The sequence below is a fragment of the Acinetobacter sp. 479375 genome (genome assembly GCF_000581715.1).
Lineage (GTDB): Bacteria > Pseudomonadota > Gammaproteobacteria > Pseudomonadales > Moraxellaceae > Acinetobacter > Acinetobacter ursingii.
Genome location: NZ_JEZN01000009.1, coordinates 115,711 through 137,723 on the forward strand (window position 1 = coordinate 115,711; position 22,013 = coordinate 137,723).

Here is a 22,013-nt window from a genome sequence, read left to right on the forward strand (position 1 = left end):
GATTTCCCAAATACCAGCTTTAAAAAACAAGGCGATAGTGTAGTACGATCACCTATATCCCTCAACTAGGTTGCAATAGAGATTAGAAATAGCTTGTACCTTTTTGTACGATCTCTGTTGGAGTTTGCAGTTCGCCTGTACTAGACATGAATGAAATCAGGCTGGCAACAGAAAATAGACTTAAAATCATGACAATAATCATGAGCCACGCCAGAATTTTTTCCCATACGGCTGACGGACGCGGTGCACCATAATCATTCAAGCCTTTGCTTCCTGGAACAAAAAGCACATAAAGCATAAATAGAAATTGTATGAGCGGAATTAAAATCAATAAGCACAGCCAACCACTACGATTGGCATCATGTAAACGACGAACTAAAAAAACGATATGAAAATAGGCAACGATTGCCCATAACACCAAGATGCCGATGCCCATCGCGCCACTAAACAAATCCATGACTCGATCATTAATGGAAAAGGTGCTTAGACTAAACGCACCTACAAAAACGCCCAATGCTAAATAGGCAACTACGGTCACAATATTTAAAAAACCATACCAACCCAGATAACTTAGACGATTAAAACGCCCATTGGGAGATAAAGGATTATCTTTTATTTCAATACTATTTCTGGCAAAGAAAGGAGAATTTGAAGATGGCTGTGTCATATGGTCCTCATTTTTTTGAATGGTTATATTCGGATGAAATGTTACAGTTCTTAAGCTTTAGTGAAGCTACAGTTTGAAATCTTCATTAAAAAAAGTATAGCTAAGTACACAAAAAATCAATAATTTTATTCGAAAAGATAATGTCTGAACTAAAAAATTAGGCTATGTTGAACTAAGACCAAAGCATTATTGTTTGCACTTTTATGCTGTGTTCATACTGCTTAAGGCGGAATAAAAATCAATAAGTAAATGACTGACAAAATCTCGTGATGAGATATCAAACATCAAGGAAGGGAACAGCATGAATGACATCTATCCAGTACCCGAAGAATTTAAAAAAACAGCGCGGACGCTTGAAGTAGATTATTTTGAGCGTTATCAGCAATCAATCGAGCAACCTGAAGAGTTCTGGGCAGCCGAAGCGAAACGACTGGATTGGATCAAACCCTTTACACAGGTCAAAAATACCAGTTATGACACCGACAATTTTAAGATCGAATGGTTCGCTGATGGTGAGTTAAACGTCAGTGCAAACTGTCTGGATCGACATCTCAAAGAACATCCACATAAACCTGCGATTATTTGGGAAGGTGATCACCCTTCACGGCATAAAATTATTTCGTTTAAAGAGTTATACGAAGAAGTTTGTCGTTTTGCCAATGTTTTAAAAAAATATGGTATTTCCAAAGGCGACCGTGTGGTGCTGTATATGCCAATGGTGTCCGAAGCAGCGATTGCCATGCTGGCCTGTGCGCGTATCGGTGCGGTGCATTGTGTGGTCTTTGGTGGGTTTTCTCCAGATTCATTGGCGAGTCGAATTAAAGACAGTCAAGCCAACCTGGTCATTACTGCCGATGCGGGAATGCGCGGTGGGAAACAACTTCCTCTAAAAGAAAGTGTCGATGAAGCACTAAAACTCGATGGAACCCATAGCGTAGAGCATGTGATTGTGGTGCATCGCACAGGTAATCCAATCCACTTTCAACAAGGGCGTGATCTTTGGTATCACGAAGTGATCACAGAAGTTGATGAGATTTGCCCGCCTGAACCGATGAATGCCGAAGATCCTTTATTTATTCTTTATACTTCTGGCTCAACGGGAAAACCAAAAGGTGTGTTGCATACCACAGGCGGCTATCTGGTCTATGTGAATTCGACCTTTAGAGAGGTTTTTGATTTAAAACAGGACGATATTTACTGGTGTACTGCGGATGTAGGCTGGATTACAGGACATAGTTATCTGCTCTATGGTCCATTGTCTAATGGTACGACTACCCTCATGTTTGAGGGCGTTCCGCAATATCCAACATGGGCGCGCATCGGACATATTGTCGATAAGCATAATGTCACCATTTTATATACTGCACCAACGGCTATTCGTTCCATGATGCGTGAAGGCGATGCCTATGTACGCGAAAGTGATCGTAGCAGTTTGCGACTTTTAGGAACGGTCGGTGAGCCGATTAACCCTGAGGCTTGGTCATGGTATTACAATGTTGTGGGTGAAGCTCGTTGCCCTGTGGTCGACACATGGTGGCAAACCGAAACGGGGGGAATTTTGATTTCTCCGCTTCCGGGGGCTACTGCTTTAAAACCTGGTTCTGCAACACGCCCTTATTTTGGGGTGCAGCCTGCGTTAGTGGATGGAGACGGCAAAGAACTTGAGGGCGAAGCCGAAGGAAATTTGATCATTAAGGACTCATGGCCGGGGCAAATGCGAACGATTTGGGGCGATCCGAATCGTTTTATTGAAGCCTACTTTTCCACATTTAAAGGCAGTTATTTTACGGGCGATGGTGCGCGGCGTGATAAAGATGGATACTACTGGATTACTGGGCGTGTCGATGATGTGTTAAATGTATCTGGACATCGTTTGGGAACCGCTGAAATTGAAAGTGCCTTAGTCGCTCATGAGCATGTTGCTGAAGCTGCCGTTGTGGGTATGCCGCATGAAATTAAAGGACAAGGTATTTGTACGTTTGTGACTTTACAGGCAGGAGTCGCTGAGTCTGAAGAATTACGGGCAGAATTAGTCCAATGGGTACGTAAACAACTTGGACCGATCGCCACCCCTGATGCATTGCACTGGGCGCCTGCTTTGCCGAAAACCCGTTCAGGAAAAATCATGCGACGTATTTTACGTAAAATTGCGGCGAACGAACTGGACAGTCTGGGGGATACTTCAACACTGGCAGAACCCGCGGTGGTGGAGCATTTGATTGCTACCGTTTATCCAGATCGTTGATCTTGATTGCTAAAAATACCGTCGCCAAGACGGTTTTTTTATTTTGATGCTGAGTATCTTCAAGATTGTGATAAAACAACTGGCTTAAGTTTGTTAGGCTATCGAACTGATTTAAAAAATAAAGCAAGGATGAAAAACATGAATGCCGTTGATTTTTCACTGCACAACGATCCGATTGAAATTGCCCAAACACTGGCATCTGAATTTGCAAAGACAGCAGCGGCGCGTGATAAACAAGGTGGTAATCCAAAAACTGAGCGCGATCAACTCCGTGCCAGTGGATTATTGAGCTTATCGATTCCTCAACAATATGGAGGAATCGGAGCAGACTGGACAACCATTTTTAAGACCATTCAAATCATTGCACAGGCTGATAGTTCATTGGCACATGTTTATGGATTTCATCATTTACTGATTGCGACCGTACAATTATTTTCCCAACCTAAACAATATGCCAAATGGTTTGAACAAACGGCGCAGCAACAATTATTTTGGGGAAATGCACTTAATCCGCTAGATCAGCGTGTACAAATCGAGCAACTGAGTGAAGATGAATATTTGTTTCATGGAGATAAAAGTTTTTGTTCTGGTTCAATGGACTCTGACGTTTTGCTCTGTTCAGGTTATTTAAACGATCAATTACGCATCGGAGTGATTCCAAGTCAACGCGAGGGTATTTGTTTTCTACGCGACTGGAACAATATGGGACAACGTCAAACCGATAGTGGTACAACGCATTTTGAACAAGTAAGAATTTTTAAAGATGAATTATTGTTAAATCCTGGCCCTTTAAGTACGCCTTATGCCAGTTTAAGACCATTGATTGCTCAATTAATATTTGTGCATTTATTTTTGGGTGTGGCAGAAGGGGCATTTGAAACGGCCAGACAAGCCGTTCAGTCACAAAAAGCATGGTTTAAATCAAGTGCTGAAACTGCAATCCAAGATCCCTATATTCAAAAGCATTTTGCCGAATTTTATGTTCAGCTTGAAAGTGTTCGTTTGTTGACAGAAAAAGCAGTCAAACTGTTACAACACGCATGGCAGCAGGGAGAACAATTAACGGCACAGCAACGTGGCGAAGTATCTGTTGCAATTGCCACAGCTAAAATTGCTGCGACGCAAAGCAGTCTTTTCATTACTCAGAATATTTTTCAGGTGATGGGCGCACGTGCCACAACTGCACAACTCAATTCGGATCGCTTCTGGCGCAATGTACGCACTCAAACCTTACATGATCCGATCGACTACAAATATCAGGAAGTGGGCGAGTGGGTGTTGACGGGAAAAGTCCCTGAGCCGAGTTTTTATTCTTAATTTGGATATAGTTTACTCATAATTAGTGGAAAGATGAAGGATGTGTTGTTTTTTTGTTTGTATTAAATGATAATTATTATCGTTAATATTAATGTTTAATGGAATTATAATGCCGACCTTTTCCCAGACTCCTTTATCACATGCTGTTGTTTCGTTTATTCTCCTTGGGATTTCACCTTTAGTCATTGCCAATGAGGACGCTTCAGATCAAGAAACGGCGGTATTACCCTCAATTGTATTACATGCTGATGAGCAGGGAGATAAAACTGAAGGGACAGGTAGCTATAAGGCAAAAGCGTCTAAAGGATCCGCTAAATTAAACTTGAGTATTCAGGAAACCCCTCAGTCTGTCAGCGTGATTACGCGTGAGCAGATTGAGCAAAGAAACTTAAATATTATTGATGATGTATTAATGGCAACGCCTGGCATCACAGTAACGAAACTTGATAGTGAGCGTTCTTCATACTATAGCCGCGGTTATCCAATTACCAATCGCCAGATTGATGGAATGCCGATTGGCGACAATAGCCCTCGTACTGATAGTTTCTTTTTTGATCGTATTGAAGTCGTAAAAGGCGCAACAGGTTTAAGTGGTTCTACGGGGAATCCTTCTGCGACTATTAACATGATCCGTAAGCGTCCTACCAAAGAATTATCAGGTTATGCATCTACCTCATTCAGTCGATGGGATACGATTCGTAATGAAGCGGATGTTTCGGTGCCATTAACTCAAGATGGTCGTATTCGTAGTCGTGTTATGGCGATGCATGAGCAAGGCGACTCATATATGGATTATTACTCGCTCGAATCTACAGCGGCAATGGCAATGGTGGAGGCCGATTTTTCGGATCGTTTAACGGGAAGTATTGGATTTCAGTATCAGGATAATCAGCCCAAAGGTTCGACATGGGGGGCAGTACCCTACTGGAATGCTGATGGAAGTTTAGCCAATTTGCCACGCAATTTCAGTTTGGCGAATCGTTGGAACACAATTAGTCAGAATGATCGTACTGCATTTGCCGATTTAAGTTATAAATTTGCAAATGATTGGTTGATTAAAGCCGCAGCTTCGTATTCCTATTCAAAAAACTTCTGGTTGATGTCTTATGGTGGCAGTGGTTTTCCCAAGTCAGATGGTACAGGTATAGGCCTTTGGTCTACGGTTTATCCGACGCAGGAATCTAAAAAAACCAATTTAGAATTATATACGACAGGTCCATTTAAACTCTTTAATCGTGAGCATGAATTGATTTTGGGGGCGAATGGTTATCAGCGTTCCAGTGATGCTCCAACAGGTGCTTTATATGGCAATATCGGCGATCAAGTAACCTGTACAGGAAAGAATGAAACTATTGCCAATAATATCGCAGGATCATGTTTGATTAATAACTGGCAAAGCTGGAATGGTAATGCCACCACTCAACCAAATTATACCGTAACTCCCTCAACTAAAGATGCGAAACAACAAAATTACGGGGTTTACAGTACGGTGCGTTTAAGCATTACCGATCCACTTAAACTGATTGTGGGGGGACGATATAGTGAATATAAAGCCACCAATGGCACCAAAAGTGATGTAAAAGCGGATTCTTTTACTCCTTATGTCGGCGTGACTTATGACATTACACCTTTAGTAACAGCCTATGCGAGTTATACCGATATTTTTAGCCCAACGACCAATAAAGATCGAAATAGTAGATTTCTTGATCCAGAAACAGGAAAAGCCTATGAAATTGGGATGAAAACCAGTTTGTTGAATGAACAATTATTAGCAACCGCTGCCATTTTTCGCTCTGAAAAAGAGAATATAGCAGTTCGAGATCTAGAGGCTGTTAATCAAGGAATTAAAACAGATGATGGCGCTGATCCAATGATTGCATCTGGCGAAGGATATAAGGTCGAAGGCTTTGAAGTAGAAGCTATTGGCCAAATTACCAAAGGCTGGAATGTGAGTGCAGGTTATACTTATGTCAATAGCGTGAGCTCTCCACAAGTAAGTGCTTTAACTAACGTACCGCAAAATTTGGTCAAAGTGTATACCAATCTGAAATTACCTGAAGCATGGTGGGATGGAGCAGAGAAACTAAATGTAGGTTTCGGTATCAATTGGCAAAGTGAAGTAAAGCGTAAATGGGGTGGCGCACCTAGTAATACCGATGGCTTTGTTCGTCAGGATGCCTATTTTCTAGCCAGCGCTAATATTGGCTATGACTTTAGCAAAAATTTAAGTGCCAACCTGCAATTTAATAATTTATTTGATGAAAAGTATTATCAGGAAATTGGATTTTACAATGGTGTTTATTGGGGAGAACCAAGAAACGTCACGTTAACGCTTAAAGCAAAATTCTAATTTAAAATAAATAACCCAATTCAGCCTATTGAAAGTGGGCGGATTGATCAAATGAAGAATAAAATCACCCCAGACCGAGTTCTGGGGTGTAATTATTGTTTTATACAGAGTATTTCTTATTGTTTTTATTCAAGCTTATTTGACTCAAGCGGACTTCGCAGTCGTTTGTACCCGTTGTTGTAACTCTAATTCACGAACCAAAGGCAGAACCTTTTCACCAAAATATTCTACTTCTTCAATAAAATGTAAAAAGCCAGATAAAATCAAATCAACACCAACATTTTTGAGTGCCACGATCCGCTCGGCGATTTGCTCAGGTGTGCCAATCAGATTGGTTTTGAAGCCATCGTTATATTGCACCAGATCTTCAAAAGTGGATTTTGCCCAGTTACCTTCACCTTCAGGACTGGCTGCGCCTGCCTGACGGGTTGCGTCATCAAAGGCATTGACTGCTTCGATGTTGGCTTGATCAATAATTTCCTGTAATACGGCTTGTGCTTCTGCTTCAGTATCACGGGCGATGATAAAGGCATTGACCCCAATTTTAACCTGATGATTATTTGTTTGGGCCTTGGCACGAATATCATCCACTTGTTTTTGAATTTCCTCAACCGTATTGCCGTTGGTGAAATACCAGTCTGAAACCCGTGACGCCATATCGCGGGCAGCACGTGAACTACCACCCTGAAAGACTTCAATGCTCGGTTTCTGAATCGGCTTTGGTTTGAGGGTATAATCTTTAAATTGGTAATATTTACCATCAAAACTAAAGTTATCCGTTGTCCAGATACCCTTGATGCTGCGGATAAATTCTTCAGAACGCACATAACGTTGGTCATGTTCAGGCCATTCTTCTCCAATCGCATCAAACTCCCCCTTAAACCAACCACTCACCACATTAATGGCAATACGTCCATTAGTCAGATAATCAATGGTTGCCAGTTGTTTGGCCGCCAAAACGGGTTTCCATGGGCCGGGTAAGATCGCAGCAATCACTTTAAGCTTTTCAGTTTTGGCCAAGAGGGCATGACTAAAACTGACCGACTCATGTTGATTTTCTGCCCCATAACCTGCGGTAAAGCGGATCTGAGTCAGGGCGTAATCGAAGCCATTGGCCTCGGCTGCCTGAGCCAAACGCACATTATAGTCATAGCTCCAGTCTGTACGTTGTTCAATATTACTGACCACAAGTCCACCACTGACATTGGGAACCCAATAAGCAAATTGAATCGGCTGGGAAGAAAATTCTGACATGGTCAAACCCTCTGAGTGTGTTTCGTCGTCTTAAGCGACGTTGGTTTTTAAATTCTTATTAATTTTATGATGTAGGCGTGATTCAGCCGCATCCAGACTTGGAACTGCTGCTGAAGGAAGCACTTCATCCTGTTCAATTTGTTTATTAATGCCCAGATTTTGATTGGCTTGCTCAGTTTTGGATTTGATCACTTCAGCGCGCTGACCTTTGGCAGGTGCCCATTCCAAAATAGGTAAAGCACGAGCGACTGCTAACGTAATGCGATCGCGCAATAATTCACTTTTAATGGTGTACTCAGGGGTGAAGTCGCGATCTGTTGCATAGACACCAATGGGTAAAGTCTGAGCCTGAAAGAAGCTAAACAAGGGACGCAATTGATGTTCTAGTACTAATGCATGGCGATCACTACCGCCTGATGCTGCCAAAAGCACAGGAACATCCACCAACGCAGTTTGTTCAACAAAATCAAAAAAATGCTTAAATAAACCCGTAAATGAAGCACGATAAACGGGAGTACCCACAATGAGTGCGTCCGCAGCTTCAACTTTGGCTAAATCATCCTGTACCCGTTGTGGTAATTGATTGCGATAAATCGCACCCCCTAATAAATGTCCAATTTCACTAAATTTAATAAAATGGACATTGATCGGGGTGGCTTCACCCAGTTCATTTAAAATTTCCTGAACCAGTGCTTCTGTTTTAGAAGGGGTATTTAAACCACCAGAAACCGCAACAATATTTAAAGGATTTAACGAAGCATGAGAACTAGACATGAATAAACTCAATCACATTAATAAAACTGTCTTTATTAATTCCTATTGAGCGGTCTAGGTAAAATAAGGAAATGACCAAAACTTATCTTTTTTTTAGATATATCGCTCGCATGACGATAATCTTGATTTTTATAGGTATAACTATTTGAATATTATAAATATAATATAAAATCATATATTTATATTATTTCAAACTGGGATTATATCAAAAATTGCTGAACTTTTTCTTGACCGTAAAAATGGAAAAAATTGATCAAAATGAACGACTGATCCGACATTTGGACAAAAATTGGGATAATATGACATATCCTTAATAGCCAGAGTATGGTTAGAATTAATCTGACCGTGCCAAAGATTTCTCATTTCGCTTATGAATATATTAATCGTTGATGATCATCCGCTGTTTCGTCATGCTCTCATTCAAGCTGTGCGATATAGTTTTCCTCAGGCACAGATTCATGAGACTGCTGCCGTCAATGAGTTTTATGAGCGTCTGGAAAGTGGTTCTGAACCTGATTTGGTGTTGCTGGACTTAAACCTGCCAGGAGCGTCTGGCTTTTCAGCGCTGGTTCATGTGCGGGCGCAGTATCCTTCCATTCCGATTATTGTGGTTTCTGCACATGAAGAAGCCTCGATTATTCAACGTGCCATCGCACATGGGGCAATGGGTTATATTCCAAAGTCAGCTCATCCGAGCCATATTGGTGAAGCGATTCGTCAGGTCTTGGAAGGTGAAATCTGGTTACCGCCAAACTTACCGAATAATGTGAGTTTTGACCCGCGCGCTGCCGATGAAACTGAATTGGCAGAGCGTATTCAGTCACTCACACCACAGCAGTTCCGTGTCTTGATGATGGTGGCTGAAGGCTTATTGAACAAACAAATTGCCTATGAACTGGATGTTTCAGAAGCGACCATTAAAGCCCATGTCACCGCAATTTTCAGAAAGTTAGGCGTGCAAAATCGTACTCAGGCAGTTCTGGCCATTAATGCTTTAAATATTGAAGAAAAAAGAAAATAAAGCACGTGAATAAGTATTTATTTTCATGATTAGGATCTCTCAGGAGATCCTTTTTTATGGCTTGAAAAAAGCATGCATGATGATGCAATTCTGTTGTAATCCAATTCATGATTTTATTAAAATGATAAATGCATCACATTTATCATTATTAAATTAACTAATTCAATTAAAAAAAGAAATAAACAGAAATCATTGGCGCGTTTTTTGCTAAATCCAGTCTAGTTAGCATTTAAATAGTAATTACAAAAAGGCAGATATAAATGGCCTTAGGGGATGCATGTGAAGAATAATCAATTGAAATATGCAGCGATTGCACTATTAAGCATGGTTTTTATGACCCAGCAGAGCTGGGCAGAAACTGCACCATATATGACCGATATGAGTACAATTAGCGCAGGAAATACAGCGTGGATGCTCACCTCAACTGCACTGGTTTTATTGATGACCATTCCAGGCATTGCTTTGTTTTATGCAGGAATGGTGCGTAAAAAGAATGTATTGGCAACCTCTTTGCAAAGTTTAACGATTGTAAGCATTTCTACTATTTTATGGGTGGTCATTGGTTATAGTCTGGCGTTTACGCCTTATTCACCGTTTATTGGTGGACTGGATCGGATCATGTTGAATGGAGTTGACTTCAATTTAGTACAACAAAAGCTTTCGGTGAGTCATATTGCGCCCAGCATTCCAGAAAGCGTCTGGATTATGTTCCAGTTGACCTTTGCCATCATTACACCTGCGTTGATTACAGGGGCGTTTGCTGAACGAATGCGTTTTTCAGCCATGATCTTGTTTATGGTGTTCTGGATTTTATTGGTCTACGTGCCAGTTGCCCATTGGGTCTGGGAACCAAGTGGATGGTTGGCTCAACTAGGTGCTCTGGATTTCGCAGGCGGCACGGTGGTGCATATTAATGCAGGTGCCGCAGGGCTAGTCTGTGCCTATATGTTAGGCAAGCGTCGTGGTTATGGTCGCGAACCTTTTATTCCAAATAATTTGATGTACACCTTTATTGGCGCTTCATTGCTTTGGGTCGGCTGGTTTGGGTTTAACGCAGGTTCAGCTGGCGCAGCCGATGGTCGTGCAGGTATGGCGATGTTAGTGACTCAAATTGCGACCGCAGCAGGGGCTTTGACATGGTGTTTGGTTGAATATTTAGCACGTCAAAAAGTCACTTTATTAGGGGCATGTTCTGGCGCTGTCGCAGGACTGGTGGCGATTACGCCAGCTTCTGGTTTTGTTGGCGTTAGCGGTGCACTGATGATCGGTGTTTTGGCAGGTGTGTGCTGTTACTGTGGAGCCACAGGTCTAAAACGATTACTCAAAGCCGATGATTCTTTAGATGTTTTCGGGATTCATGGTGTAGGAGGCATTGTAGGAGCCATTCTCACGGGTGTATTTGCGCAAAAAACTTTATCAGGCGTAGAAGCACATGTCGGCGTACAGGCACTTGGTGCAATCGTAACCTTTATTTACAGTGCACTGATTTCATTCATTATTTTATTTGTTCTCGATAAGATTATCGGGCTTCGAGTGAATGAAGAACAAGAACAACTTGGATTGGATCTGGCTCAACATGGAGAACACATTCCTTAATCGGAGTGCGAGCCATAACCATGTCCTGCGAATGCCCGCAGGACGTTGGGGTTTAAATCAATCAGGAGTGAGAACATGAAAACAATCTATACAGATGATCCATTGGTCAATAATGAATTATTTAGCTTGGCAACTCAGCTTTATGTCAGGTTGCGCCGTGAAACTGGACGAGTGGTGGATGCCGTCTATATGGCAAAAAATAACGACTACGCCCAAGAAATCATGCACTTGGCTGCATCGGTGGATGATCGTGAGCTTAAAAATTTGGCGGAGAAATTAGACAAGATTTTAAATGGTGCTACCACTCAAAGTCTAAAAACTAGTCCAAAAATCGAAAGCAACCTTGCTGGATTGAGAAGCACAAGTCCAGAATTACAAGCCGAACTTCAGCAGGAAGAGGTACCGCATCATTATATTGGTGCATTACGTTAAGAGGTGTCTGTACGAGGATGACCATGACACGACAGGTGCAGATGTATTCAACATGATCTAAACCCGTTTAGTCTAACTGGTTTAGATCACTGCATGATTTTATGCGAGACAATCTTGTTTTAAGGTCACGTTGTCGCAATACAGCGGATTGAGCGCACATTGCAAATCATCAATTTGTTCTTGAGTCACATAACCTTTTTGTTTGAGATAATCTGCAACACGATCATCACGCAAACTCAAAAAAGCCGCGTCATAAACGCCCAAATCAACAAATAAAGCCGCTGTTTCCAGACTGTTAAAACGATCAAGGAAAATATCATCGCCATACATTAAAAAGATATGATCCAAATCGGCATTGGCTTCGACAGCTAAACGTTGTGCGAGTTGCTGTGGAGGAGTTTTAATGAACAGTAAATCAGAAAGCTCATCAAATTGAGTGGTATCGAGCTGATCATTGTTATTTTTAACACGACCTAACCATGCCTTAAAGACTAAAACTGCACCACCGCGGAGTAACATGCTCCAGATTTGGTGGCGTGTCGCATGATCCAGAGTCGCAGTTTCCGCTTCAAGGCTTGCAAGCAGTGTACTTTCTTGCTGTGCAAGTTTGTCAAATAAACCCAAACCTTGTGGATGATAGGCAGCAGGAGCAAATACATCAAAGTGAAGTTCATTGAAGACATTCAATGCCAGAGGCACTGCACTGCGATATATACTTTCTAGGGCTTGCACATGGGTTGGATTAATTTTGCTATGAGGAAATAACGCTTGCCAGTCGATGTCTGGGAGTAAGGCATTGGCGCTGTATTCACGATAGAACTGAAGTGATTGATGTTGACCGTGAGGAACTGCCTCTGAAATATTCATGATTTTTGTCCTTGAAAATAATTCTGCGAATTTCCATGCTGTTTTTGGATGAGCCAAAATAGTGAAGCTCACGCGCATCATGGAATCGACTTTTTACTTTTCTTGTTATGCGGTATTCAGAAAGCAAGGGGTATTAGACTAAAGTTTAATATAGGATTTTAATTGTTAAATATTTATAAAAAACAATATATTATGTAATTGTAACTAACTATACGCATGTTTTATTACAAATTGGTGAGACTTTGCCATAGTGGATTGTGAATTGGAAACTTTGGTCAATTGGGAAATAGCAAAAGGCTTATTTTCTGAGCACTTTTGCCTATTTGTCAAAATAAAACGCCAATTTTCATCTTGAAAGGTCAAGGTAATATTCTGAAATGCAAAATCTCGACTCAACGTTTATGCGTCTGAACTAATTTTTAGACCTGATAACCATGCGCGTAATCCAGCGGGTTTTAGTGGTTTTTTCAGCAGTACAATATTCATTTCTTTTAATCGCTGAGGTAATTCGGGATCTGAATCGGCGGTAATCAGTGCCACAGGTACAGAGGCAGGGCGATGTGCCAAAATAAAGTCCATTCCAAGTTGATCTCGATTTAAATGTTGATCGATCAACCAGACCTGAATATTTTCAGTCTGAATAATAGTCAAGGCTTGTTCTGGTTCAGTTGCCTTAAATACATCGTAGCCCCATTTCGACAATAAAGCGGCCATACCATCCAAAATGGTTTCGTCATTATCCAAGCACAGCACCCGATAACCTGTGGCCAGAATAGCCGTATTCTGTTGCAGAGCGGCAACCGTCTTTTGGGGTGCTGGAACGGTAGGGACTTCAATCATGAAAGTGGAACCTTTTCCAAGCTCAGAGTAAACCTCTACAGGATAATCCAGCAGGCTGGTCATCCGTTGCACAATCGCCAGACCCAGACCTAAACCTTGTTCGCCCCATGGCGAGGTATGACCACAACGCTCAAATTCCTGAAACAGTTTAATCCGCTGTTCTTCCGCAATACCCGGACCTGTGTCCCATACCCCGATGCGGATATGTTGAGGTTTTCGAGCTGAACGCAATACGCCCACCACTACACGCCCAGAGGCGGTATAGCGCAAGGCATTACTCACAAAATTTTGAATAATGCGTCGAATCCACTGTGGATCGGTATCAATCCAGAATTGGGCATCATGGACTTTGAGCTGAATATTGCGCTGCGCAGCAATTGATTTAAATTGCAGCGATAAATCACTCAGTAAATCATGCAAAGGATAAGCCTGTCGTTTCGGCTGTAATGAACCGCCTTCTAGTCGGGCAATATCTAGCAGGGCTGATAGCATACTTTCAGCTCCATAAAGAGCGCGGTCAAGTTGTTGCAGGGTTTGACGTTCTTGTTCACTATGCACACTTTGTTCAAGTACGGTACTAAACAGGCGAGCCGCATGCATCGGTTGGAGCAAATCATGACTGGCAGCGGCAATAAATCGGCTTTTCGACATATTGGCTTTGTCTGCCTGTTCACGTGCCAATTGCTGTTCAGTTAAAGCATCCGCGAGCTGTTGAGTTCGATCCATGACGCGTGCTTCTAGCACCGCCTCATTTTCACGGAACGCGGTAATATCAGCAAAAGTGGTGACAAAACCACCCCCTTCAATCGGGTTGCCGCGCATCTGAATGACACGACCATCTTTACGAATACGTTCAAATTCATGAGCACTTCCCACTTGCATCCAGTGAATACGCTTGCGGACATGTTCTTCGACGGAACCCGGCCCACATTCACCCCGTTCGGCGTTATAACGAATCAGATCGGCAATCGGGCAGCCGACATAGACCAAATCTTTAGGATAATCAAACAGCTTTAAGTATTGGTTATTCCATGCGACCAGACACATGTTTTCATCAACGACACTCACGCCTTGTGTCATGTGATCAATCATGGTCATCAACAGATTTTGGTTAAAGCGTTGCCATTGCGACGCCTGATCCAGAATATTGGCGACTTGTCCCAAAGCCAGACCATTATTGACCATGGCCGTGGTGAGCAAAGTTCGTGCAGAGGCAGCACCAATGGTTCCCGCCAGATATTGTTCAGTAAAACGCCACCACATACCATTGGCAAAACTGTGTTCATTTAAGAGGACGTTGTTTTGACTACTAAATTGTGCAAATGCGTGTTGGGTTGGGCGATCACCCGTAATACGCTTGGCCAGTGTAATCAGATCACCTACCCGCAGTCGCGCGGCATCATGATGCAAATAACTCATATCTGTCGAGGTATGTTGTGCAGGTAAGGGCTTGGTTTCATAATAAAAGAAACTTTCTGCCTGAATTTGTTCTGCCACACTTGGACGATAAATACGGGAAATCCAGACATATAAAATAATATTTAGACCCAGTGCCCAAATCACCCCATGCGTCAAGGGTGCAAAAGATTCAAAACCCAAGAGTGCTTCTGGGCGTAACCAGCTAACCCCGAAAGGACCTGAGTGAAGAAAGTGATAGGAAAAATCCTGATATTGATCAGGTAAACTTCTTAAAATGGTAGGCAGTAGCAGCGTGTACATCCACATCAAGAAGCCAACAATTAAGCCTGCATAAACGCCCTGACGGCTACCACCACGCCAGTACAATCCTCCAATCAAGGCTGGAGCAAACTGTGCAACGGCACTAAAGGCCAATAGGCCAAAAACAGAAAGTTGATCGATATCATTGAAGAAATGAAAAAATAAAAAACCCAGTAACATCACCGCTAAAATACAGATGCGACGGGTAAATTTTAGCATTTGAGGCAAACGGGTATCGTGGCGCGAAATCAGATTAAAGCGCCACAATGCAGGCATGATCAAGTCATTACTTAACATGATCGAGAGTGCTACCGAAGACACCAGTAGCATCCCTGTAGAAGCAGAAAAACCACCCAAAAAAGCCAGCAGGGTGAGCCATTCCTGATTATAACTGAGCGGCAAGGACAACACCGCGACATCTGGAGTCGTTAAAAACTGTGGCGCAGCATGTAGCGCCCAACTGGCGATGGGAATAATGGCAAGTGTGGTTAAAATCAGATACACCGCAAACCAACGGCGAGCGCCACGAATATGTTTTTCATCACGCAGCTCGACCACCGCGACATGGAACTGGCGTGGCAAGCAAATAATCGCCAGACCTGCAAGTAAAGTCTGAATCCAGAAAGTTTCTGGAACACCAAATAATTGCACTTCATGAAAAGTTTTGGCCACGTCATGACTGATTTGCCGCAGGTTATTCGGCGTTTCAAAAATAAAAAACAATGCGACACAGATCAGCGCAGAAAGTTTAACGAATGATTCAAAGGCCACCGCCAGCATTAAACCACCATGTTGTTCGGTATTGGCAATCTGGCGCGTCCCAAACATCATAGCCAGCATGGCCAGAACGCCAGTCATTAACAGAACACTGTTGGTGGTGGTATTTAAATGCGGCCCCTGATCAAGTACCACCGAAGCACTGAGAGCAATAGCACGTAGTTGCAAGGCCAGATAGGGAATAATGGCAATCACGGCAAGAATAGTCACCAGTGATGCCAAAGTGCCGCTTTTGCCATAACGTGCAGCAATAAAATCGGCAATCGAAGAAATTGCATGGTGGCGGCGGACTCGTCCCAGACGGCGCCAAATATCGTAGCCGAACCAAATAAATAGCAGTGGTCCTAAATAAATCGGCAGGAAAATGATGCCTTCACGAACAGCAGCACCTGTCGCACCATAAAATGTCCATGAGGAACAGTAAACGCCTAAGGTTAAGCTGAACAGCAACATTCGTCCGCGTGTACTCAAACGACTGGCATGCTTTTCACCAAAAAAAGCACACAGGAATAAGACTAAAATATAAAGGGCCAATACCCCAATAATAAGCCAGCTGTTCATAGCACCTAAACTGTTCAACGCTTGGACTATCATACCTTAAGCCGTCACAAAGCTTGTCATGTTGTACAAAATTTAGCGACCAAAGTCTAAGTTACGAACCTCATACAAGCTTGTTAATTTAGTAGCGTAAAGAAAAAGGATTAAAAAGCGCCATCGATGGTCGCTGTAAAAGGAGTAGTTTATGGATGACGTTCAGGTAGAGCGAATTCTACAAAATCCAAAATTCAAAGAAATGGTAAGCAAGAAAGCGAGACTCAGTTGGACATTGACAGCAATCATGCTGTTTGTTTATGTCGGCTTCATGCTACTGGTCGGTTACAACAAAGAATTTTTAATGAGTTCATTTAGTGGCGGTGTGACAACTTGGGGAATTCCTTTAGGTTTAGGCATTATCGTATTGTCCTTTGTATTGTGTGCAGTGTATTCCTACATTGCCAACAATACCCTCGATCAACTGAATGAAGATGCATTAAAAGAAGTTGAGGCGATTACTCACGAGAAAGGATTACACTAATGATGAAATGGAATTCATTCAAGACACAGGCCGCAATAGCAGCAAGTGCGATGTTGTCTACAGCTGCAATGGCAAGTCCTGATCTGGGGCAAGCACAGCAGCAAGCAACGAACTGGCATGCCATTATCATGTTTGTGATCTTTGTGGGCGCAACCCTGTTCATTACCAAATGGGCAGCCAAGCAAACCACAAATACCAAAGATTTCTATACTGCGGGTGGCGGAATTTCAGGATTCCAAAATGGCTTGGCGATTGCGGGTGACTATATGTCGGCAGCATCGTTTCTTGGTATTTCCGCGATGGTGTTTAGCTCTGGTTTTGACGGCTTACTTTATTCACTGGGTTTCATGGTGGGTTGGCCAATCGTTTTATTCTTGATTGCAGAACGCTTACGTAATTTAGGTAAATATAACCTGTCAGATGTAGTGTCGTTCCGTCTGGAAGAAAAGCCAGTACGTACTTTGGCTGCATTTAGTTCATTGGTCGTGGTTGCATTCTATCTGATTGCACAAATGGTCGGTGCGGGACAGTTAATCAAACTATTATTCGGTTTGAACTATAATATTGCTGTGGTTATTGTGGGCTTACTGATGATGGCCTACGTAATTTTCGGTGGTATGTTAGCGACAACATGGGTACAGATCATCAAAGCAGTATTATTGCTTTCAGGTGCAACTTTTATGGCCTTCATGGTCATGAAAGCGGTTGGTTTTAGCTTCAGTAATATGTTTACCCAAGCGATTGATGTCTATTCAAATGTGCGTCATATCAGCTTTGAAGAGGCGAGCAAAATCATGGGGCCAGGTAGCTTGGCATCCAATCCGATTGATGCGCTTTCACTAGGCTTGGCTTTAATGTTTGGTACAGCAGGTCTGCCACATATTTTGATGCGTTTCTTTACCGTAAAAGATGCGAAAGAAGCACGTAAATCAGTGGTTGTGGCAACAGGTTTTATTGGTTATTTCTATTTGCTGACTTTTATTATTGGTTTTGGTGCAATCCTGTTTGTCTCAAACAATCCACAGTTCCTTGATGTGGCCAAAGCTGCGGTAACAGGTAAATTAGAGCTCGTTGGTGGTAACAACATGGCAGCAGTGCATTTAAGTGATGCATTGGGCGGCGACTTGTTCATGGGCTTTATTTCAGCAGTGGCTTTCGCAACGATTCTCGCGGTTGTAGCAGGTTTAACTCTTTCAGGTGCATCTGCAATTTCACATGACTTGTATGCCAACGTCTTTAGAAAAGGTCAAACAACACCTGAGTCTGAATTACGCATGTCTAAAATTGCAACCATGGGTCTTGCGATCTTTGCGATGATTTTAGGGATTTTGTTTGAAAAGCAAAACGTCGCCTTTATGGTCGGATTGGCTTTCTCAGTTGCGTGTTGTGCCAACTTCCCAATTCTGGTTTTGTCGATGTTCTGGAAAGGTTTAACAACACGTGGTGCGGTCATTGGTGGAGTCGTCGGTTTATTAACTGCGGTTGTTCTGATTATTCTCTCCAAAGCTGTGTGGGTAGATACCTTAAAGATTTCTGATACACCAATCAATCCATTCAATGGTCCGGCAATCTTTGCAATGCCACTGTCATTCTTCTGTTGCTGGTTCTTCTCAATCACAGATCATTCAGCACGTGCCAAAGCAGAACGTAAAGCATTTGATGCACAATATGTTCGCTCAATGACAGGTGTCGGTATCTCAGGTGCTTCAGATCATTAAACTCTAAAATTCTTCAAGCAAAAGTCCTCGTTTTAACGAGGACTTTTGCGTTTACGCGATCAAATTTATCAATGATCAATTGAGCGACATTATTTTTGTTGTGACTTATTTTTTAGTATAGATCTGACCATTCACTTGCATTTTCCATTGGCCATTTTCTTGATAGGGTGCATGCTCAACACTAAAACTTTTACCCAGATCACCTTGTCCAATTTCAAAACTATGCTCATCAAATTGAGTAATACTGGCTTTGATATCGGAGTGCTCTGTCAGGCTAACTTCACGATCTGAGGTTTTCTGATCCTGATGTTCATTATGTTTATAGGTTACTTGACCATTCTTTTCAATTTTTAAGCTGTCGGTATTACTTTGCCAGTTCCCAATATAGTCAGGATGCTGTTCCAGCATTGGGTTGGTTTTACCACAAGCGGTCAATACTAAAACCAGACTCAAACTGAGAAAAACTGAAGCGCGTTTCATTTGTTATAACCTTATTGAATTATTTAAAAATATTATGCGATAGTCGACTGTAACAAGTTACAGTGTTTTGATAATTTTCTGTGAAACATTTTTACATAGATGATCTTTACTCTTGGTGATAGGGCAAGAGAAGATAGAAAAACCTTAAAACAAATTTTTTGATAAAAGAACAAAAATATAGGATATGACATGCAGGCATTCAGAGATTTTTGGAAAGGCTTTCGCTTATTACCTTCAGCATGGTTATTGATCGTTCAGTTTTTTATTTTAATCCTTTCGTCGATTAGCAATGATAGTCATATTTCTTATCGTGCCATCAGCTGGGTATTGGGTGCATTGGCATTATTACTTATTGCCAAAGTGATACGCCAATCACCTGCTTTTACTGCGCTGGGCTTATTCTTTGTGAGTGGTGCATTACTTTTTTCAATTCTGATTTTACTAGGTTATCGCGAACCAGCCATACAAATTACAGCTCATATTTTTGAGAGTCTGGCTTATTTTTATGCGGCTTATGGTTTATTACGTTATATGTTTGCCGATCGTTATTTGACCAAGGATGAAATGTTTGCGGCTGGAGCGGTGTTTACTTTATTGGCATGGGGCTTTGCTTTTCTTTACAATATTTGTCAGTTGATCGATCCTAACAGTTTTATTAAACCTGAACATATTGACATAAAAAGCTGGTTAGACATCCTTTTTTTAAGCTTTAGTCTGCAATCTGCCACAGGTCTTTCCGATATTGTGCCTTCAGGTGCAGCAGCCCGAGTCATTGCGATTATCCAGATGTTTGGAGGGGTTATGTATTTGGCAGTGATTGTTACCCGTTTAGTTGCATTGCAGTACACGCGACACAGTCCAAAAGATTGAATTTATAACGATCAATAAAATTTTGTTACAGCTCTACAACGTTTCTAATGAAAAATCTCCATAAAATACAAAGGGTGAGAGAGATAGCGGCTCTTACTTTTTAAGATCAATATCCTCTTATATATTCTTGCCACTTTTTTGTGTTGTCTTCTGTGATCGAGAGATCACGTTTTTATTAAAAAATAATCTGGGGGATCTATGCCTTCCAAAACGTCATCTTGGATGAGTAATATCAATCCAAATGTGTTTTTCAGTACACTCGCAATTATCGCGATCTTTCTCGCAATTGTCATTATTGTACCCAATTCCTTTGAATTATTGACTCAGCAGTTGAAAGACTGGATTACTGAATCGTTTAGCTGGTTTTATGTCTTGTCAGTTGCTTTCTTTTTGATTTTGCTGATTATTATTGCATGTTCTCCAAGCGGTAAAATCAAACTCGGTCCTGATCATAGTCAACCCGAATACAGTAATAGTTCATGGTTCGCTATGTTGTTTACTGCGGGGATGGGGATTGGGCTTATGTTCTTTGGTGTGGCAGAACCGATTATGCATTATGTCACGCCTCCGACAGGAGAGCCTGAAACTATTCTTGCCGCACAGCAAGCGATGCGTGTTACCTTTTTCCACTGGGGCTTACATGCATGGGGGATCTACGCCATTGTAGCGTTGTCCCTGGCCTATTTTGCCTATCGGCATAATCTTCCTCTAAAAATTCGTTCCTCACTCTATCCCCTGATTGGTAAGAAAATTTATGGGCCAGCAGGCGATGCGGTCGATACCTTTGCAACGATTGGAACTATTTTTGGGGTGGCGACCACGCTCGGATTTGGCGTCACTCAAATTGGTTCGGGTCTGAACTATTTATTTGGGTGGTGTTTCAAAAAGTATGCTGAAAAAAAGCAGGTTGGATTTTGATAAAATAGAGAAATGCGAATAACTCTAGAAATCAAGTGTCCAGCCTGCCTAAGTGACAGTATAAAGAAAAATGGCACAAAAGTAGATGGTAAGCAAAATTACCAATGTAAAATATGCAGACGTCAATTTATTGGTGATCATGCTCTCAGTTATCAAGGCTGTCACTCAGGTATCAAAACCAAAATATTACACCTCATGGTGCGAGGCAGTGGTGTCAGGGATATAGCAGAAATTGAAAGAGTAAGTATCGGTAAAGTTCTACGGACACTTAGCCAATCAAAATATCAACTTCGAGCACAGCAAAGTCATTATGAAACCCTTGAAGTAGATGAGTTTTGGACTTTTGTTGGTCATAAGCAAAATAAACAATGGCTAATTTATGCCTATCATCGAGAAACAGGTGAAATTGTTGCTTATGTATGGGGTAACCGAGATTTAGCCACTGCAAAACGACTTAAATTAAAATTGAAGCAGTTAGGTGTAAGCTATACATGTATATCAAGTGACCATTGGGATAGCTTTGTTACGACCTTTAAAGAATGCAAACAGTTGATTGGTAAATTTTTCACTGTGGGTATAGAAGGCAATAATTGTCGATTACGGCATCGAATCAGGCGAGGCTTTAGGAGAAGCTGCAACTTCTCCAAAAAGCTTGAAAATCATTTCAAAGCCTTTGATTTAGTGTTCTTTTATATCAATAATGGATTCGTTTAATGCCAGCATACTTTTTGAAACACTACCCATTTTTCACCTATTAACCAATTAGAATTAAGTTTTAAGCAGCTAAGTAATTTTACAAATACTATATCCTCATTCTTTAAAGATCAAAAAAATTGCTTTTTTATCTAACTAAAAGGTGTCTACAAAATTGGTGGCTATTCACTATAAGTTATAGAAATTACTAGATGTTTCTTTAATTCTGTTCTTTTCTATTCATTCGACACATAAGCTCACGAATTACGTAAACCCTATATAAGTTTATTTTTTAAACACTCGGATGTCTTATTTCATACATTAATTTACAGCGATTTCTTGGCGCATAAGGCTCTAATAAAAGTGTTTTTTAATTCTTGGCAGCCTTGCTACGAGTCTG

At 41.6% G+C, this 22,013-nt stretch carries 16 protein-coding genes and 1 pseudogene; 11 read left to right on the top strand and 6 right to left on the bottom strand.

The genetic code is table 11. From position 1 onward, the window contains the following. Positions 1-82: 82 nt before the first annotated feature. A complete protein-coding gene (locus J500_RS09750; RefSeq protein WP_004995539.1) occupies positions 83-667 on the bottom strand; it encodes a DUF805 domain-containing protein in 585 nt (194 codons plus the stop codon). 301 nt (positions 668-968) lie between these two features. Between J500_RS09750 and acs the strand changes: the two genes are divergently transcribed. The 3 genes from acs (at position 969) to J500_RS09765 (ending at position 6,579) form a co-directional block, all read left to right on the top strand. Then, positions 969-2,912 carry an acetate--CoA ligase gene (acs, locus tag J500_RS09755; protein WP_034699363.1) on the top strand — a complete coding sequence of 648 codons (1,944 nt, stop codon included), beginning with the start codon at positions 969-971 and terminating at the stop codon, positions 2,910-2,912. A gap of 138 nt (positions 2,913-3,050) precedes the next feature. Then, the gene (locus J500_RS09760) at positions 3,051-4,229 is read left to right on the top strand and encodes an acyl-CoA dehydrogenase family protein (protein WP_004995536.1); all 1,179 of its coding nucleotides are present in this window, start codon (positions 3,051-3,053) and stop codon (positions 4,227-4,229) included. 109 nt (positions 4,230-4,338) lie between these two features. Continuing rightward, positions 4,339-6,579 carry a TonB-dependent siderophore receptor gene (locus tag J500_RS09765; RefSeq protein ID WP_004995534.1) on the top strand — a complete coding sequence of 747 codons (2,241 nt, stop codon included), beginning with the start codon at positions 4,339-4,341 and terminating at the stop codon, positions 6,577-6,579. A gap of 144 nt (positions 6,580-6,723) precedes the next feature. Here J500_RS09765 and sfnG read toward each other — a convergent pair whose 3' ends face one another. Both sfnG and msuE read right to left on the bottom strand, forming a co-directional pair. Beyond that, positions 6,724-7,833 (bottom strand): dimethylsulfone monooxygenase SfnG, encoded by a 1,110-nt coding sequence (sfnG, locus tag J500_RS09770; RefSeq protein ID WP_004995532.1) that lies wholly within the window; start codon positions 7,831-7,833, stop codon positions 6,724-6,726. Positions 7,834-7,863: 30 nt separating this feature from the next. Next, the gene (msuE, locus tag J500_RS09775) at positions 7,864-8,607 is read right to left on the bottom strand and encodes an FMN reductase (RefSeq protein ID WP_004985804.1); all 744 of its coding nucleotides are present in this window, start codon (positions 8,605-8,607) and stop codon (positions 7,864-7,866) included. Between the two features lie 370 nt (positions 8,608-8,977). Here msuE and J500_RS09780 point away from each other — a divergent pair, with 370 nt between their 5' ends. The 3 genes from J500_RS09780 (at position 8,978) to J500_RS09790 (ending at position 11,656) form a co-directional block, all read left to right on the top strand. Beyond that, positions 8,978-9,628: a response regulator gene (locus J500_RS09780; protein WP_004985802.1), complete on the top strand. Its 651-nt coding sequence runs from the start codon at positions 8,978-8,980 to the stop codon at positions 9,626-9,628. 279 nt (positions 9,629-9,907) lie between these two features. Then, positions 9,908-11,224, top strand: a complete 1,317-nt coding sequence (locus tag J500_RS09785; RefSeq protein ID WP_034699384.1) for an ammonium transporter — start codon at positions 9,908-9,910, stop codon at positions 11,222-11,224. Positions 11,225-11,299: 75 nt separating this feature from the next. Next, complete coding sequence (locus tag J500_RS09790) at positions 11,300-11,656, top strand: hypothetical protein (RefSeq protein ID WP_004995528.1); 357 nt, start codon at positions 11,300-11,302, stop codon at positions 11,654-11,656. 99 nt (positions 11,657-11,755) lie between these two features. On the opposite strand, the gene J500_RS09795 is transcribed toward J500_RS09790, so the two are convergent. Both J500_RS09795 and J500_RS09800 read right to left on the bottom strand, forming a co-directional pair. After that, positions 11,756-12,523, bottom strand: a complete 768-nt coding sequence (locus tag J500_RS09795; RefSeq protein ID WP_004995523.1) for a hypothetical protein — start codon at positions 12,521-12,523, stop codon at positions 11,756-11,758. Between the two features lie 399 nt (positions 12,524-12,922). Next, positions 12,923-16,420, bottom strand: a complete 3,498-nt coding sequence (locus J500_RS09800) for a PAS domain-containing hybrid sensor histidine kinase/response regulator (protein ID WP_034699368.1) — start codon at positions 16,418-16,420, stop codon at positions 12,923-12,925. Positions 16,421-16,601: 181 nt separating this feature from the next. Between J500_RS09800 and J500_RS09805 the strand changes: the two genes are divergently transcribed. Further along, positions 16,602-16,934 carry a DUF485 domain-containing protein gene (locus J500_RS09805; protein WP_004985785.1) on the top strand — a complete coding sequence of 111 codons (333 nt, stop codon included), beginning with the start codon at positions 16,602-16,604 and terminating at the stop codon, positions 16,932-16,934. A gap of 2 nt (positions 16,935-16,936) precedes the next feature. Next, positions 16,937-18,652 (top strand): cation acetate symporter, encoded by a 1,716-nt coding sequence (locus tag J500_RS09810; RefSeq protein WP_010588677.1) that lies wholly within the window; start codon positions 16,937-16,939, stop codon positions 18,650-18,652. 105 nt (positions 18,653-18,757) lie between these two features. Here the strand turns inward: J500_RS09810 and J500_RS09815 are convergent, their stop codons facing one another. After that, positions 18,758-19,132: a hypothetical protein gene (locus tag J500_RS09815; RefSeq protein WP_004985778.1), complete on the bottom strand. Its 375-nt coding sequence runs from the start codon at positions 19,130-19,132 to the stop codon at positions 18,758-18,760. A 189-nt stretch (positions 19,133-19,321) separates the two neighbouring features. On the opposite strand from J500_RS09815, the gene J500_RS09820 reads away from it, so the two are divergent. The 3 genes and pseudogenes from J500_RS09820 (at position 19,322) to J500_RS09830 (ending at position 21,634) form a co-directional block, all read left to right on the top strand. Continuing rightward, complete coding sequence (locus J500_RS09820; RefSeq protein ID WP_004995517.1) at positions 19,322-20,002, top strand: ion channel; 681 nt, start codon at positions 19,322-19,324, stop codon at positions 20,000-20,002. 198 nt (positions 20,003-20,200) lie between these two features. Then, positions 20,201-20,875 (top strand): annotated as a pseudogene (locus tag J500_RS09825) (BCCT family transporter); the annotation flags it as partial. Positions 20,876-20,932: 57 nt separating this feature from the next. Then, positions 20,933-21,634: an IS1 family transposase gene (locus tag J500_RS09830; protein ID WP_004282341.1), complete on the top strand. Its 702-nt coding sequence runs from the start codon at positions 20,933-20,935 to the stop codon at positions 21,632-21,634. The last annotated feature ends 379 nt before the right edge of the window (positions 21,635-22,013 follow it).